This is a genomic window from Azospirillum argentinense (assembly GCF_000632475.1).
Lineage (GTDB): Bacteria > Pseudomonadota > Alphaproteobacteria > Azospirillales > Azospirillaceae > Azospirillum > Azospirillum baldaniorum.
This window is the reverse complement of sequence record NZ_CP007793.1, coordinates 2229498-2244671: the sequence shown is the minus strand read 5'-3', so window position 1 is coordinate 2244671 and position 15174 is coordinate 2229498. Positions and strand designations below refer to the sequence as shown.

12 protein-coding genes are annotated in these 15174 nt (G+C 69.4%); 3 read left to right on the top strand and 9 right to left on the bottom strand.

The features are described 5' to 3' along the window. Positions 1-4: 4 nt before the first annotated feature. From ABAZ39_RS10580 to ABAZ39_RS10565, 4 genes are all read right to left on the bottom strand, one after another. Positions 5-424 (bottom strand): response regulator, encoded by a 420-nt coding sequence (locus ABAZ39_RS10580; RefSeq protein ID WP_038529223.1) that lies wholly within the window; start codon positions 422-424, stop codon positions 5-7. Between the two features lie 30 nt (positions 425-454). After that, a complete protein-coding gene (locus ABAZ39_RS32960) occupies positions 455-4135 on the bottom strand; it encodes a hybrid sensor histidine kinase/response regulator (protein ID WP_051657941.1) in 3681 nt (1226 codons plus the stop codon). Between the two features lie 16 nt (positions 4136-4151). After that, on the bottom strand, positions 4152-5798 hold the full coding sequence (locus ABAZ39_RS10570) for an ABC transporter substrate-binding protein (RefSeq protein WP_247881569.1): 1647 nt from the start codon (positions 5796-5798) through the stop codon (positions 4152-4154). Between the two features lie 509 nt (positions 5799-6307). After that, on the bottom strand, positions 6308-6895 hold the full coding sequence (locus ABAZ39_RS10565) for a YajG family lipoprotein (protein WP_081862956.1): 588 nt from the start codon (positions 6893-6895) through the stop codon (positions 6308-6310). Positions 6896-7080: 185 nt separating this feature from the next. On the opposite strand from ABAZ39_RS10565, the gene ABAZ39_RS10560 reads away from it, so the two are divergent. The 3 genes from ABAZ39_RS10560 to ABAZ39_RS10550 all read left to right on the top strand — a co-directional run bounded on the left by ABAZ39_RS10560 (position 7081) and on the right by ABAZ39_RS10550 (position 10889). Beyond that, positions 7081-7470 (top strand): hypothetical protein, encoded by a 390-nt coding sequence (locus ABAZ39_RS10560; protein ID WP_144243502.1) that lies wholly within the window; start codon positions 7081-7083, stop codon positions 7468-7470. A gap of 76 nt (positions 7471-7546) precedes the next feature. After that, positions 7547-9220, top strand: coding sequence for a glycosyltransferase family 2 protein (locus tag ABAZ39_RS10555; protein WP_038529217.1), 1674 nt, complete (start codon positions 7547-7549; stop codon positions 9218-9220). Between the two features lie 139 nt (positions 9221-9359). Continuing rightward, the gene (locus ABAZ39_RS10550) at positions 9360-10889 is read left to right on the top strand and encodes a phytoene desaturase family protein (protein ID WP_051657939.1); all 1530 of its coding nucleotides are present in this window, start codon (positions 9360-9362) and stop codon (positions 10887-10889) included. A gap of 36 nt (positions 10890-10925) precedes the next feature. Here ABAZ39_RS10550 and ABAZ39_RS10545 read toward each other — a convergent pair whose 3' ends face one another. Genes ABAZ39_RS10545 through ABAZ39_RS10525 form a run of 5 tightly spaced genes read right to left on the bottom strand, consistent with a single transcriptional unit; the run spans position 10926 to position 15166 of the window. After that, positions 10926-12149: a beta-ketoacyl-ACP synthase gene (locus ABAZ39_RS10545; RefSeq protein ID WP_038529215.1), complete on the bottom strand. Its 1224-nt coding sequence runs from the start codon at positions 12147-12149 to the stop codon at positions 10926-10928. After that, positions 12149-12874: a 3-ketoacyl-ACP reductase FabG2 gene (locus ABAZ39_RS10540; RefSeq protein ID WP_038529213.1), complete on the bottom strand. Its 726-nt coding sequence runs from the start codon at positions 12872-12874 to the stop codon at positions 12149-12151. Before ABAZ39_RS10540 ends, ABAZ39_RS10545 begins: the two co-directional genes overlap by 1 nt. Beyond that, on the bottom strand, positions 12871-13347 hold the full coding sequence (locus ABAZ39_RS10535) for a hotdog family protein (RefSeq protein WP_038529210.1): 477 nt from the start codon (positions 13345-13347) through the stop codon (positions 12871-12873). Before ABAZ39_RS10535 ends, ABAZ39_RS10540 begins: the two co-directional genes overlap by 4 nt. After that, complete coding sequence (locus tag ABAZ39_RS10530; protein WP_038529208.1) at positions 13344-14555, bottom strand: beta-ketoacyl-[acyl-carrier-protein] synthase family protein; 1212 nt, start codon at positions 14553-14555, stop codon at positions 13344-13346. The genes ABAZ39_RS10535 and ABAZ39_RS10530 overlap by 4 nt, the downstream gene beginning before the upstream one ends. Next, positions 14552-15166 (bottom strand): DUF3261 domain-containing protein, encoded by a 615-nt coding sequence (locus ABAZ39_RS10525; protein ID WP_038529206.1) that lies wholly within the window; start codon positions 15164-15166, stop codon positions 14552-14554. The genes ABAZ39_RS10530 and ABAZ39_RS10525 overlap by 4 nt, the downstream gene beginning before the upstream one ends. Between the last annotated feature and the right edge of the window lie 8 nt (positions 15167-15174).

Genomic DNA, 15174 nt, shown 5'->3' with positions numbered 1-15174 from the left:
GGCTTCAGGTCAGCCATTGCGTCATGCCGACGTTGCTGGACACCACCGCGTCGATGCTGTCGCGCAGCTTGGCGAGGCTGATCGGCTTCACCAGATAGCCGTTGACGTTGTGCTCCTTGGCGAAGCGCACGGTGCTGAGGTCGGCGTCGCCGGTCAGGAAGATCACCGGGGTCTTGTCCACGTCCTTCACCTTGATCCCGCGCACGCCCTGGAGGAATTGCTTGCCGTTCATCGGCGCCATGTGGATGTCGCAGAAGACGATGTCCGGGCGTGTGCGCACCACCTCCATCAGCCCGTCCTTGCCGTTCGAGGATTCCAGGATCGAGCGGACGCCGATTTCCTTCAGCACCTTGCGGATCAGGCCGCGGGTGAAGTTGTCGTCCTCGACGATCAGGATGCTCAGCTTCGAGTAATCTACCGCCATGGTGGGCTGACCTTGTTCAAGACGTCGGTTTCAAAACGTCGGTGCGGGACTGTGCGACGCCCGCATCGCGGCGGTCGCGGTGATCAGCTCGTCCAGGGTGGCGTCCAGCATGCTGGCGAGGAGCGCGGCGGTCTCCGCGTCCCCGGCGTCCAGCAGGTCCTGGGTGTCGCCGGCCAGCCGGCCCAGCCGGGCCGCCCCGATCGACAGGGCCGCCCCCTTCAGCGTGTGGACCGCGTTGCGGGCCGGGCCGGCGGCTCCGGCCTCCAGCGCCGTCACGGCGGCCTGGATCAGCCCCGGCGCCATGCCCAGGAAATCACCGAGGAAGACCATGGCGTCCGGGTCGTCGCGGCCGAAATTCTGGCTCAGCTGGTCGAGGTCGAAAATCTGCGGGTCGATGTCGGCGTCCGCCCAACTCGGCGCGAGGGATGCTTCGGCGACGGCCACCGGCTCCGGCTTGGCGGGCGTCCGGCGGGCCGGCAGGCGCAGCGAGCGGGCCTGCGGCAGGAAGCGGTCCAGCGTTTCGGCCAGCAGCCGGGATTCGATGGGCTTCGTCAGATAGCCATCCATCCCCGCCTCCAGGCAGCGCTGCTGCGTGCCCGGCAGGGCGTCGGCGGTCAGCGCGACGATGGGCAGCCGGTCCACCGCCCCGGCGCCCGCCCCCGTCCCGCTCAACGCCTCCGCCAGCTCCCGTTCGCGGGCGCGGATGGCGTGGGTCAGGCCGAAGCCGTCCATCTCCGGCATGTGGAAGTCGGTCAGCAGCAGGCCATAGCGTCCCGGCTGCAGCATCTCCAGGGCGCGGGCGCCGTTGTCGGCCATTTCGATGGCGTAGCCGCGCTTGTTCAGCATGCGGCGGATCACCGTCTGGTTGATCGGGTTGTCCTCCGCCACCAGGATCAGCGCCCCGGCCGCGATGGCGGATTCGATGGGCGGCGGTTCCCAGCCGGTGGCGTCGTGCTCCCGCGGCTCCGACCGCCGTTCCAGGCTGGCCCGGCCCAGCGCCGCCGCAATGGTCAGCCAGACCCGCCGCCGCCGCAGAGGCAGATTGACGGCGCACAGCAGTCCGATGCGGTCGGCTTCCGACATGGTGGAGGCCAGCGCCCGCGGCACGGCCAGGATGACCGCGGGGACCGGACCGTCGGCGAAGGCGGGGGACTGCACGATGGCGCGGCAGCAGGCGATGGCGGCTTCGGATTGCACCCCGCCGTTGACCAGCACCACCAGCCGCTCCGGACCGGCCTGGGTGTCGGTCACCGCCTGGAGGCCTCCGGTCAGATCGTACCAGCCGAGCGGGGCGATGCCGGCGGCGGCCAGGATGCCTTGCAGCGCCCGACGCCCGTCGCCGTCGAAGCCGACGGCCACCACGCGGGCGTCGTCCACCGCCACCGCCGGGGCCGCCGGTGTCCGGGGCTGCGGGCAGTCGGCGGTCGGGGCGGCCACCGCGAAGGGCAGCTCGAACCAGAAGGTGGAGCCCTCGCCGAACACCGAGTCCACCCCGATGCCGCCCCCCATCATGGTGCACAGCTTGTGGCAGATCGTCAGCCCCAGCCCGGTGCCGCCGAAGCGGCGCGACGTGGAGCTGTCGGCCTGCTGGAAGGGCTGGAACAGCTTGGCCCGCTGCTCCCCGGTCAGGCCGATCCCGCTGTCGGTCACGGCGAAGCGCAGCATCACGCCTCCATCCGCGGGGCCATCCGCGGCGCCATCCGTGCCGGACCGCGGTTCGGCGCTGACCGTTACGGCGACGCTGCCCTTCTCGGTGAACTTGACGGCGTTGCCCATCAGGTTGATGAGGATCTGCCGCACGCGCGTCGGGTCGCCGGTCAGACGGTCGGGAACACCCGGCCCGACGTCGACGGACAGCTGAAGCCCCTTTTCCTCGATGCGTCCGGCCACCAGCTCCGCCGACTCCTCGACCACCTCCAGGGGGGAGAAGGGGACGGATTCGATCTCCATCTTCCCCGCCTCGATCTTGGAGAAGTCGAGGATGTCGTTGATGATGATGAGGAGCGCCTGGGCCGACGACCGGATGACCCCCAGCATGCCGTGCTGTTCCTCGGTCAGGTCGGTCTGATCCAGCATCTCGGCCATCGCCGTCACGCCGTTCATCGGCGTGCGGATCTCGTGGCTCATCACCGCCAGGAAGGAGGACTTCGCCCGCGTCGCCTCCTCCGCCTGGTTCTTGGCCTCGTGCAGGGCGGTTTCCCGCTGGGCGATCTCGGTGACGAAATGCTGCACCGAGCGGGCCATGGCCCCGACCTCGTCCCGGCGTCCGGTGTCCACGATGGCGCCGGTCAGCGGGTTCCCGGCCAGATGGACCATCTGCCTCTGCAGACGGTCCAGCGGGCGGGTGATCGAGCGGGCGGCGAAGAAGGCCCCGGCGATGGCCAGCAGCAGGCCGGCGGTGGCCCCGAGCACGAGGGCGGACCGCAGGAAGGCCCCGATGGTTTCGGCGTTGCTGCGGAACGTATCGTTCAGCGCGCTGGCGCCCGACGCCATCTCCTTGGCGTCCGCGTCCATCTGGGCGATCATCAGATCCTGGACGCTCAGCCCCTCGCGCACCTTGTCCAGGCTGTCCCGCCAGCTGGCCACGGCGGACATCATGCCGCCGCGCACCAGCGGGGGCAGCGCGATCCGCTCAATCTGCTCCTCCACCGCCGCGCCGTCCGCGATCAGCGCGATGGTCGCGCCGATGTCCCGGTGGCTCACCGCGTCGGCGGTGGCGTGCGCCAGCTTCAGCACGGCGATGGTCACGCCCTGCGCCTGCTGTTCGGTCTCGTTGGCCGACACGGCGTGGGCGGTGAGTTCGGTGACCTCGTTCAGCGTGGCGGCGTAGGCCGTGCCGTAGACGTTCAGGATCTGGTCGATGCGCTTTTCCAGCTCCTGTGCGCTGTCCCGGATGTCGCCGCCGTCCATTAACGCGCTGGACACCTGCGCGACCGCCGCGACGATGCGCTTCTGCCCCCGGCTCCCGCGCCCTTCCGCGGCGGCGGCCCGCTCCAGCGCGTCCTCCAGCGCTTCCGCGCTGTTGCTCAGGCGCAGCATCAGCACGCCGGTGTCGTGCGTCCCGGAAGTGCCGGGGGCGGCACCGCCGCCTTGAGGCTGACCGTGTTCCCGGGACAGCCGGGCCGCCTCGTGCCGCCACAGCCCGGCCAGCGCGGCGTAGATGCTGCGGGCGTTGTCCAGCACGTCGCGGTGCAGGGTCAGGCGGCGGTCGGAGTCCGCCACCGTCTCGGCATAGCCGAGGTTGGCGAGGTTCTGGCGCTGGCGGGCGGCGTCGGTGATGTCGATCAGCCGGGCCGCCTGCTGGGCCATGGCGCCGATCAGGGCGTCGTTCCGCTCGGTGACCGCCTTCAGCTCCTCCATCTGCGTGGCGTAGCGGTCCAGAACCCGCCGCGTCTCGCTGACGGCGCTTTCCAGCGCATCGTCCTCGGTGGCGTCGGCCAGGGCGTCCAGCTGGCGGCGCGCCTCGCCGGTGTGGGCATCGAAACGGACGGCCTGCGCCGCCCGCCGGCTGGCCGCGGTGTTCAGATAGTCGGAGCGCGCCGCCTCCGCCCCCAGCAGTTCGCGGTAGATCGTGCCGGCGGTGACCACCGAACCGTTGGCGCGGTCGGATTGCTGGAGCAGGAACCACGCGACGATGGCGATGGCCGCCGCCACCAGCACCGGCATGCCGCCGACCGCGGCGATCCGCTGGGCGATGTTGGTGCGGGTCATCACCGCGCGCCGCCGCTCACTGGGCGAGATCGACGTGGTGGAACAGGTGCAGGCCGAAGGGATTCATCCGATAGCCCGTCACCTCCTCGCGCAGCACCATGAACACCATGGAATGGGCCAGCGGCAGCCATGGCGCCTGATCCTTGAAGATCTCCTGCGCCCGATGATACAGGGCGGTGCGCTTGGCGACGTCGGTGGTCTGCTTGGCCTCGATGATGACGTCGTCGAAGCTGCGGTCGCACCATTTGCCCATGTTGCCGCCGCCCTTGCGGGCTCCCTCGCAGCTCAGCAGCGTGTAGAGGAAATTGTCCGGGTCGCTGTTGTCGCCGGTCCAGCCGATCATGCCCAGCTGGTGGTCGCCGTTCATCAGCCGCTTCATGTAGACCGACCAGTCGTCGGTCACCAAGGTGGCCTTGACGCCGACCTGGGCCAGATCGTTGGCCATCATTTCCGCCGCCCGCTTGCCGGCGGGCATGTAGGGCCGGGCCACCGGCATGTGCCACAGCTCGATCTCGAAGCCGTTGGCGTAGCCGGCCTCGGCCAGGAGCTGGCTCGCCCCCTTGGGGTCGTAGGGAATGTCCGCGATGGCGTCGTTGTAGCCCCAGCTCGTCGGCGGCAACGGATTCTTCGCCGTGCGCCCGGTGTCGCCGTAGAGCGCGTCCACCAGCGTTTCCTTGTCGATGGCCATGCTGAGCGCCCGGCGCACCCGCACGTCGTCCAGCGGCTTCCGTTCCACGTTGAAGGTGAGGAAGGCGACGTTGTAGCCCTCCTGCCGCAGCAGGGTCAGCGACGGGCTGTTCCGGATCTTCGGCAGGTCGGTCAGGTTGGGATAGGGCATGACGTGGCATTCGCCGGCCTGCAGCCGGTTCAGCCGGACCGTGGCGTTGGGAGTGATGGCGAAGACCAAGTTGTCAAGCGGCGGGCGCCCGGCCCAATGCCCCTCGAACGCCTTGTACTGGAGCAGATTGTCCTTCTGGTAGGAGAGAAGCTGGAAGGCGCCGGTTCCCACCGGCTCCAGGTCGAACAGCTCCGGCGTGCCGCGCTTGGTCATGGTGTCGGCGTATTCCGCCGAGGTGATGGCGGCGAAGACCATCGACAGGTTGGCCAGGAAGGGCGCCTGCGGCCGGTTGAGGGTGAAGCGCACCGTCAGGTCGTCCACCGCCTCGATCGACTTCAGGATCGACCCCATGGAGAGGTCGTTGAAGTAGTTGTAGGCCCCGTTTCCGACCGAATGGTACGGATGGTCCTTGTGCCATTGCCGGAAGAAGCTGAACAGCACGTCGGCGGAGGTCAGCGTGCGCGTCGGCGTGTAGCCGGGCGTGTCGTGGAAGCGCACGCCGGACCGCAGCTTGAAGGTGTAGACGGTGCCGTCCGGCGAGATGGTCCAGGATTCCGCCAGCGCGGGCACGATGCTCTTCGACTCCGCATCGAATCGCACCAGCGTGTCGTAGGCGTGCAGGATCGCGTCGAAGCTGGTGTTGGTGCGGGCCAGCGCCGGGGCCAGATTGTCCGGGTTGCCTTCCGAACAGAAGACCAGCGTCGATGCCGCCTCGGCCTTCTGCAGCGCTCCGGTGCCCGCCAGAGCCGCCACCGCGATCAGGGCCGCGATCGGGAATGCCCCGCCCAGCCGGGCCAACCCACTTTTCAACAAACCTGCCTTCACTGCGTCGTACTCCTTCGACCGATCACCTGCCCGAACCCCCCAATTGGCTCGCGGAGATTAAAGCCAAAAGACGCTTACTTGCAATTGATGATATCTTTCATAAGACAATCTTTAAGTTTCTCCGGGGAAACAATGCTTCTTCGTCGAAATCTTCTGTAACGATCCGGATGCGTTGAGAAGGGTGGCGGGGTGACCCTTCTCAACGCTGCCCATTCCATGACGCGTTTCTGGAAAGGAGGATGGGGGAGAGGCACCCGGTGGCCACTCGAAGAGTGCCGGCGCGGCGCCAAGGCCGACACCTCATGCCGGGGGACGGAAAGACGGCCCGGCTTGCGGCATTTCCACAGAATGATGGACCCGGCTCAGGACCCTGCGTGAAGCACCATGACCTTTGAGGATTTCCTCTGAGCCGGATCGCATCTTCAAAAATGAAGAAAACCTGTGTTGCTGAGGCGCAGCCATTTGTCCGGGGCTGCGCCATTCATGGCCGTTGCCATATCCGGAGTCGTTCAGCGTGCCCTGACAACGGTGAGGAAGGCGGGGTTGTCGAGGGCTTGGTCAATGGCCGCCTGCATGCTGTCGTTGGTCATTTTGGTCAGCTCATCCACCGAGCCGAAGACGCCGGTCGCGAACGGGTTTCCCGTATCCTCGCGGTTGTCTTCCACGACCTTGCTGTAGACCGGCTGGCCCGTGTTCTTATCCAGGACCGCGACACGGAACCGCGCGTGCGCCTCCTTGCGGACCAACTGACTACAATCGAGCTTCTCGACCGTGATGTCCAGACCGTAGCTTCCGCCATTGCTGGCGGCGAGAAGGCCGCGTGCCTTGAGAGCGTCCTCGAAAGCCTTGTGCACCACGTCCTTGACCGGGCCTGACGCTTCGATGGTCTTCAAGGCGTTGCCATAGCCGCCGCGGATCGCGCCCAGATGTTTGCCGGTGTACTTGCGCGCGTCGGTGACGGTGAGCACCTCGACCTCCGGCTTCGCCAACGGTGGTTTCTGCACGGCAGCCGGACTGTAAGTCATCGGCACCTGATGCGTTGAGCAAGCGCCCAGCAAACTTGCTGCAATCAGAGCCCCCAGCGCGGCCTTTCGCATCCCTGCGGTTCCTTCGGTTCGTGAATCGGCCGTCGCATGCGTGTTCACGCAAGCTGTTGCCACTCAGGCGAGCGTATACGTGAAGCGCAGGGAGAGAAAAACTGAAATCTTAAGTATGGGCATTGACGGGGATCACCCGAAAAGGAAGTATGCCGCACCTTCGCCACACCGAAAAGGACCGGCCTGTGCGCAACATTCTGGCGGCCGCCGCCATTCTCTTTCTGGCCGCCTGCCAGACACGACCGATCACGACGACTCAGGAACACGCTGTGCCCCCTGGGGCGCAAGCTCTGCCGCTGAACGCCATCGAGCTCGCCATCGTCGAGGCCGGTGCCAAGCGCGGCTGGCATTTCCAGCACATCGCGGATGGACAGGTCCGCGCCACCTACACCAAGTGGCCGTGGGTGGCCGAGGCCGATGTGTTGTTCTCGAACCGGAGCTACCGCATCCAGTACGTCAGCGCAAAGAACATGGAGCGCAGAAACGACGGGGTGGAGCGGGCCTACAACCGCTGGGTTGGCAATCTCGAACGCGACATTGCGGCCAAGCTGGACCAGATCGCTGCTCGCCGCTGAGTTCGGTCGCTTGACGTTGCTCCTGCAACAGGGGTAGGAGGTCGCTTCTCCGACCGGCAAGCCTCATGGAGACGGCATGAGCATCCGGGCCTGCGCCATCATCCCCAGCCACAACCACCACACGGCGCTCGGCGGAATCGTCGCGGCGCTGCGAGGGCATGGGCTGGAGGTCATTCTGATCGATGACGGCAGCGGTGAGCCTGCCCGCACCGCCATCGCGGCGCTGCACGCCCCTGCGGACGGGGTCGAGGTGCAACGGCTGGAGGTGAACCGGGGCAAGGGCGGCGCCGTCATGGCCGGCCTCCGGCGCGCTCATGAGCGCGGTTTCACCCACGCGGTGCAGGTGGACGCCGACGGGCAGCATGACCTTGCGGCCGTTGCCGACCTCTTGTCCACCGCGGCGGCGCATCCCAATGCGCTGGTCAGCGGTCGGCCGGTCTATGACCACTCCGTCCCCCGCTCGCGGCTGATCGCGCGCTGGGCCACCCATGTGTGGATTTGGGTGGAGACGCTGTCGCTGCGGGTGAAGGACAGCATGTGCGGCTTCCGCGTCTACCCGCTGGCCCCCACCATGGCGGTGCTGGACAGCGAGCGGATCGGCACCCGCATGGACTTCGACCCGGAAATCGTCGTTCGCCTGTTCTGGCGTGGCGTTCCGCTGATCCACATCCCCGTGCGGGTCGTCTATCCCGAGGGAAACACCTCCAACTTCAACCTCCTGCGGGACAACGTGCTGCTGACGCGCATGCACACGCGCCTCGTGCTGACCATGCTGCTGCGCCTGCCCTCGGTGTTGCGCAACCGCCCGCCAGGAAGGGGAGCCGACGCGCACTGGTCGACCGTGGGGGAGCGGGGCGCCTGGTGGGGCATGAGGCTGGTGACGCTGGTCTACCGGCTGCTCGGCCGGCCGGGCTGCATCGCGCTCCTATGGCCGGTGGTGAGCTACTTCTATGCGACCAACGCCGCGGGGCGGCAGCATTCGCTGGGTTTCCTGGCGCAGGCCAACGCGGCGAAGGGCCTGCCCGCCCCTTCCTGGTGGGACGGGCTGCGTCACCACATGAGCTTCGCGGTCAAGGCGCTCGACACCTTCATCGCCTGGGCCGCCCCGGAGCGCACCGGCCCCATCGCCGTTGACGGGGCGGAGGCGCTGAGCCGTCTCGCCGCGGAGGGGCGGGGGGCGCTGCTGATCGTCTCGCACCTGGGCAACGCGGAGTTGTCGCGGGCCCGCCTGGGGACCCGGTTCGAGAAGGACATCAACGTGCTGCTGCACACGCGGCACGCCGTCCGCTACAACCGGATGATCCGCTCCGTCCGTCCCGACGCCGCGGACCACACCATACAGGTCACCGACATCGGCCCGCAGACCGCCATCGATCTCAAGGAGAGGGTGGAGCGTGGCGAGTGGATCGCCATCGCCGGGGACCGCACTCCGGTGGAGTTCAACGGCCGCGTAAGCCGGGTCCCGTTCCTCGGCAGGGACGCCGCCTTCTCGCAGGGACCCTACGTGTTGGCGGCGTTGATGGGCTGCCCGGTCTATCTCCTGTTCTGCCTGCGCGAGGGGCAGGGCCATCGCGTCACCTTCGAGCCCTTCGCCGAGCGCATCGAGTTGCCGCGACGCGGGAAGGACGAGGCGCTCGCCGCGCTCGCCGCGCGCTACGCGCAGCGGCTGGAACACCATTGCTTGCGCGATCCATTGCAATGGTACAACTTCTTCGATTTCTGGGCCGACCCGAAGACGGGACCGCGGTGATACCTCTCCACGCAATGATACAGCCTAAGATGGCGTCGCGCGGGGCGAATCGTATAGAGTGTGCGACCCTCGTCCTGCATGGCCCGGCCTTCCTTCCATGACGCATCGTCCCTCGTCCGGTCAGTCCTCGGCGTGGCCGATGCCGACGTTCGGCGGTTGGCCGGCCGGGGAACACGAGCATCACGCGGTGGTGGTCGGCGCCGGGATCGGTGGGTTGTCGGCCGCAGCGACTCTGGCGGCCCGCGGGCTGAAGGTGCTGGTGGTGGAAGCGCACGACCGGCCGGGGGGTTACTGCTCGTCCTGGCTGCGCAAGGTCCGCGGCCGGGACGGCTCGGTGGGGCGCTACATCTTCGACGCCGGGGTGCAGGATTTCAGCGGGCTCGGCCCGCGCGGCCCGCTGCGGCGGCTGCTGGACGGCCTGGGCGTGGCGCAGCGCATGGACTGGCGCCGGGTCCGCCACCGCTATGTGCAGGACGGCCTGTGCCTGGATGTACCGGACCAGCCGGCGGATCTGGTGACCCGCCTCCAGGCGCTGTTCCCTCAAGAGGCGCCGGGGATCGCCGCCTTCTTCGCCGAGATGGGGCGCGTCTACGCCGATCTCTACGCCGATGTGGACGAGACCGGCGGCGTGCCGATGCCGCCCGCCACGCTGGAGGCCATGCGGTCCTGGACCGCTCGCCGGCCCGACGCCTGGCGCTGGATGCACCGCCCCTACGCCGAGATGCTCGACACCCATCTGCGCGACCCGCGGCTGAAGGCCCTGCTGACCACCATCAGCGAGTACGTCACCGACCGCCCCGAGCTGCTGCCCGTGCGTGAGATGGCGCCGCTGTTCGGCTACTATCTGGAAGGCGGCTGGTACCCGGCCGGCGGCTCTCAGCGGCTGGCGGAGCTGCTGTGCGCGGTGGTGCGGGAGCGGGGCGGCGCTGTCCTTCTGCGCACCCGCGCCGAACGCATCCTGACCGAGGACGGCCGGGCCGCCGGCATCGCCACCGCCGACGGAACGGTGCACCGGGCGCCGCTGGTGCTTGCCAATTCCGACGTGGTCGGCACGTTGACGCGTCTGGTGGACCCGGCGCTGCTGCCCAGGCGCTACGCCCAGCGTGTGAAGGGTCTGAAGCGCGGCCCCACGGCGGTGCTGGTCAGCCTCGCCGTGGAGGGCGTTCCGGACCTGCCGGCCCGCGTGTTCGTCGGGGCGGACGGCCTGCATTTCGGAATCGGCAACCCGAGCGCGGTCGATCCGTCCCTGGCCCCGGAGGGCCACGCCGCCGTCACCATGCTCTGCCTGCGGCCCGAACCGGAGGCCGCCGAATGGTTCGCCGCCGGAAAGGCCGCCAACCGCCAGCGCAAGGAAGCCTTCGCCGACCGTCTGGTCGCCGCCGCGGAGAGCGTGCTTCCCGGTTTGCGGGGGCGCATCCTCTACCGCCAGACGGCCAGCCCGACGACCTTCACCCGCTACGCGCTCGCCGACAATGGCGCCATCTACGGCGCCGCCCGCGGTCAATGGTGCCCGCCGAACAAGACGCCGCTGCCGGGGCTGATGCTGGTCGGCGCCGGCTGCCAAAGCGGTCCCGGCGTCGAGGCGGTGGTGATCTCCGGCGTGAGCGCGGCGAACCTGGCAACGGGGGTCCCGGCGGAATCCCCGGCGGAGTCCGAGGCGGCGGAGTAGGCGCCCGTCTACCCGCGCCCTCCTACCCGCGCCCTCCTACCCGCGCCGGAACACCAGCGACGTGTTGATGCCGCCGAAGGCGAAGTTGTTGGACATCAGGAACTCGGTGTCGATCCGCCGGCCCTCGCCCATGATGTAGTCCAGCTCGGCGCAGCGTTCGTCCACATTGTCCAGGTTGGCGGTAGGGGCGAACCAGCCCTCGCGCATCATCTCGATGCCCAGCCACGCCTCCAGAGCGCCGCAGGCGCCCAGCGAATGACCGAAATAGCTCTTCAGCGAATGGATGGGCGCGCGCGGGCCGAAGACGGCGTGGGTCGCGGCGGTCTCGGCGATGTCGCCCCATTCGGTGGCCGTGCCGTGGCCGTTGACGAAGCCGATGGCGTCCGCCGACACCCCGGCGTCCTCCAAGGCTAGGCGCAGGGCGATCTCCATGGTCCCGGCCTGCGGCTGGGTGACGTGGTTGCCGTCGGAGTTGCAGGCGAAGCCGACGATCTCCGCGTGGATGTTGGCGCCACGGGCGAGAGCGCGCTCGCGTTCCTCCAGGACCAAGGTGGTGGCGCCTTCGCCGATCACCAGCCCGTCGCGGTCGCGGTCGTAGGGGCGGGGGCTGGTGTGCGGGCGGTCGTTGCGGGTGGAGGTGGCGAACAGCGTGTCGAAGACCGCCGATTCGGTCACGTCCAGTTCCTCGGCGCCGCCGGCGATCATGGCGTCGGCCTTGCCCCATTTGATCGCCTCGTAGGCGTAGCCGATGGCTTGGCTGCCGGAGGTGCAGGCGCTGCTGGTCGGGATGATGCGGCCGGTCACGCCGTAGAACAACCCGATGTTCACCGCCGCCGTGTGGCTCATCATCTGGATGTAGCTGGTGGCGTTGAGGGTCTTCGACGCGCCCTGGGTCATCAGCTCGGCGAAGGCGATCACCGGGGCGGGGCTGCCGAACGACGATCCGTAGGCGATGCCCACGCGCCCGCCGCGGACGAACGGGTCGTTCAGCAGGGCCGCGTCGTTCAGCGCCTTCTCGGTGGCGTAGACCGCCATCCGGGAAACCGGCCCCATGGTCCGCGTCTTCTTGCGCGGGTAGCGGTCGTCCACCGAAAAGCCGGTCACCGGGGCGGCGAGGCGCGTGTTGATCCCGTGGAAACGGTCCCACTCCGCCATGGTGCGGACGGCGGTCTCGCCCTTCGCCATGCGGGCGCGGATGGTCGGCCAGTCCTCGCCCAGCGCGCTCACCCCGCCCATGCCCGTGACGACAACCCTGCGCATCACACCATACCCCCGTTCACCGCGATCACCTGCCGCGTCACGTACGCCGCCCCGTCGGAACACAGGAAGGACACCACCGACGCCACCTCCTCCGGCCGTCCGGCCCGGCGCATGGGAACCAGCTTCAGGGCTTCCTCCATGGGCAGCCCGTCGGTCATCTGCGTTTCGATGATGCCGGGTGCCACGCAGTTCACCGTGATGTTCCGTTTCGCCAACTCGATCGCCAGCGCCTTGGTGGCGCCGATGATGCCGGCCTTCGCGGCGCTGTAGTTGACCTGCCCGCGGTTGCCGATCAGCCCCGACACCGAGGACAGCGTCACGATCCGCCCGCCCCTGCGAGCCGAGACCATCGGCATCACCAGCGGCTTCAGCACGTTGTAGAAGCCGTCGAGGTTGGTGTTGAGGACCGAATCCCAATCGTCGTCCGCCATGGCCGGGAAGGCGGCGTCGCGGGCGATGCCGGCGTTCAGGACGGCGCCCCAATAGGGGCCGTGCGCCTCCATGTCGGCCTCCAGCGCGGCGCGGGCGGCGTCGCGGTCGGCGATGTCGAAAGCGAGCAGCCGGCCCTCGCCGCCGGCGTTGCGGACGTCGGCCAGCGTCGCCTCGCCGCCGGCCGCGTCGCGGCCGTAATGCACGACCACCGCGAAACCGTCGGCGGCCAGCCGTTCCGCGACCGCGCGGCCGATGCCCTTGCTGGCCCCGGTGACCAGGATCGTCTTCTTCATCGTTTGACCTGTACCCCTTGGCTGGCGAGCAGCGCGGCCGTGTCCTCGGGCTGGTAGACGGTGAGCTGGGCCTTCGCCAGCTCCTCCCCGGTGCCCGCGCGCGTCACCACACAATCGAAAGACCCGATGTTCTCGTCCCGGAAGACCGGCGCCACCGACACCTCCAGCCGCTCGCCGATGGCGAACCAGGGAACGGAGGCGCGGAAGTCGCGCGTGCCCAGCAGCAGCCCGAGACGGACGTCGCCGCCGGCTTCCCTGGCCTCGGCCCCAACCTGGGCGCCGCAGGTTTGCGCCATCCACTCCACGGCGACATGGGCCGGGGCACCGCGCCCCGTCACCACGAAGGGCGCCCCCTCCCGCACGGTCAGCGCCGACACGAAGCGGCCGTCCACCCGTCCGACCGCCTCGTCCAGCAGGATCATCGGCCGCGCGTGGGGCAGCAGATCCTCGATGGGCCACGGACACGCGCTCATCGCCGGTCCCCCCGGCCCAGCACCAGGGCCACGTTGCTGCCGCCGAACGCGAAGGAGTTGCTGAGCATCGCCGCCGGCCCGGCGGGAAGCCCGCCGGAGAAGGTGGCGCCGGGGCCGATCAGGTTCAGCGGCGGGATCTCCGGGTCGGGCGCACCGTCCCACAGGTGCGGGGGCAGCCGGCCGTCCGGGTTGTGGGCGGGGTTCAGCGTCAGCCACAGGAACGCCGCCTCGCACGCCCCGGCGGCGCCCAGCGTGTGGCCGGTCATCGCCTTGGTGGAGCTGCACGGGGTCGCGTCGCCGAACAGCGCGTGCACCGCCTTGCCCTCCATGGAATCGTTCAGCGCCGTCGCGGTGCCGTGCAGGTTGACGTAGGCGATGTCCGACGGCGTCAGCCCGGCGTCGTCCAGCGCCGCCCGCATGGCGGCGAGGGCGCCGTGGCCCTCCGGGTCGGGGGCGCTGACATGGTGCGCGTCGGAGCTTTCGCCCACGCCCAGCAGCCGCACCGGGGCGTCCTCCGCGGTCAGCAGGAAGACCGCCGCCGCCTCGCCGATGTTGATGCCGTCGCGATTGGCGCTGAAGGGATTGCAGAGGCCCGCCGACACCGCCTCCAGTGCGCTGAAGCCGCCGAGCGTGGTGCCGCACAGCGTGTCGGACCCACCGACGACAGCGGTGTCGCACAGCCCGGCGCGGATCAGCCGCCGGGCGGACGCGAACACCTTGCCGCTGGAGGAGCAGGCCGTCGCCACCGTGTAGGCCGGCCCCGGCAGGTCCAGCGCGCGCGCCGCGAATTCCCCCGGCCCGCCGGTGGCGAGCTGGTCGTAATGGAACGGACCCGTCCACGCGCCATTGAGGCGCATCGCCGCGAAGCCGGCCTCGGCCTCGGCCATGCCCGAGGTGCTGGTGCCGATGATCACGGCGATCCGGTGCCGGCCGTGGCGCGCGGCCGCCGTTTCGACGGCGTCCCGGATCTGCTCCAGGGCCAGCAGCAGCAGGCGGTTGTTGCGGCAGTCATAGGTTTCCAGCCCTGCCGGCACCGGCGGCAGCGGCGTGTCCACCGAACCGACATGCACGGCGCGGCCGGGCACGAAGCCGGAGCGCGGGCGCAGGCCGTCGCGGGTGCCGACAAACAAGGCGTCGGCGACCGCGCCCGTTCCGGTGCCGATGGGAGTGGCGAGGCCCAGGGCGGAAAGTCCGAGCGGACGGCTCATGGCGCCGCCGCCTGGGATGCTGCCGTGGATGCCGCCATGGACTGCACCTCGATCTCGTAGCCCCAGGCGAGGTTGGCGTAGCGCAGCGTGCCGGTCCACGGCGCGCCGTCGACCCAGCTGCGTTCGGCGTGCAGCACCTCCTTGCCGCCGATGCGCACGCTGCGGCGGTGCGCGTCGGCGCTCAGCGTGCCGCCCGCGGGGGCGAGCGCCTGCCGCACGACCGCTTCGGGCCAGTACAGCACGACGATGTCGGCCAGCATGCTGCCCGGCCGCAGGGCCGGAGGCAGCCAGGGTGCGGTCTCCACCTCCAGCCCGGCATCGCTCCAGGTGACGGTCATGGCGCGGCGGCCCAGGCTGTCCACCCCGACCAGCAGGAAACGCTCCGGCGTGACGCTGATCCGGCCCTCGAAGACGAAGGTCTGACCGTCGCGGCTGGCGGTGATGAGCTGCGCCGCCTCGACGCTCTGCCCGAGATCGGACGGGCGCGGCAGGGCCAGCGGCTCGCCGGGGGCGAGCAGCGGCGTGCTTGGGTCCGCCGGGCCGCCGCCGGGCACGGAGGCGCACGCTCCGAGCAGGAACAGGAGCGCGACCCACCCCTTATGCATGGTCATGACGTGAG

What these genes read in the sequence shown, in the direction of transcription:
- ABAZ39_RS10580 (WP_038529223.1), bottom strand. Translation starts at nt 424, where the DNA reads ATGGCGGTAGATTACTCGAAGCTGAGCATCCTGATCGTCGAGGACGAC.
- ABAZ39_RS32960 (WP_051657941.1), bottom strand. Translation starts at nt 4,135, where the DNA reads ATGACCCGCACCAACATCGCCCAGCGGATCGCCGCGGTCGGCGGCATG.
- ABAZ39_RS10565 (WP_081862956.1), bottom strand. Translation starts at nt 6,895, where the DNA reads ATGCGAAAGGCCGCGCTGGGGGCTCTGATTGCAGCAAGTTTGCTGGGC.
- ABAZ39_RS10555 (WP_038529217.1), top strand. Translation starts at nt 7,547, where the DNA reads ATGAGCATCCGGGCCTGCGCCATCATCCCCAGCCACAACCACCACACG.
- ABAZ39_RS10550 (WP_051657939.1), top strand. Translation starts at nt 9,360, where the DNA reads ATGCCGACGTTCGGCGGTTGGCCGGCCGGGGAACACGAGCATCACGCG.
- ABAZ39_RS10545 (WP_038529215.1), bottom strand. Translation starts at nt 12,149, where the DNA reads ATGCGCAGGGTTGTCGTCACGGGCATGGGCGGGGTGAGCGCGCTGGGC.
- ABAZ39_RS10540 (WP_038529213.1), bottom strand. Translation starts at nt 12,874, where the DNA reads ATGAAGAAGACGATCCTGGTCACCGGGGCCAGCAAGGGCATCGGCCGC.
- ABAZ39_RS10535 (WP_038529210.1), bottom strand. Translation starts at nt 13,347, where the DNA reads ATGAGCGCGTGTCCGTGGCCCATCGAGGATCTGCTGCCCCACGCGCGG.
- ABAZ39_RS10530 (WP_038529208.1), bottom strand. Translation starts at nt 14,555, where the DNA reads ATGAGCCGTCCGCTCGGACTTTCCGCCCTGGGCCTCGCCACTCCCATC.
- ABAZ39_RS10525 (WP_038529206.1), bottom strand. Translation starts at nt 15,166, where the DNA reads ATGACCATGCATAAGGGGTGGGTCGCGCTCCTGTTCCTGCTCGGAGCG.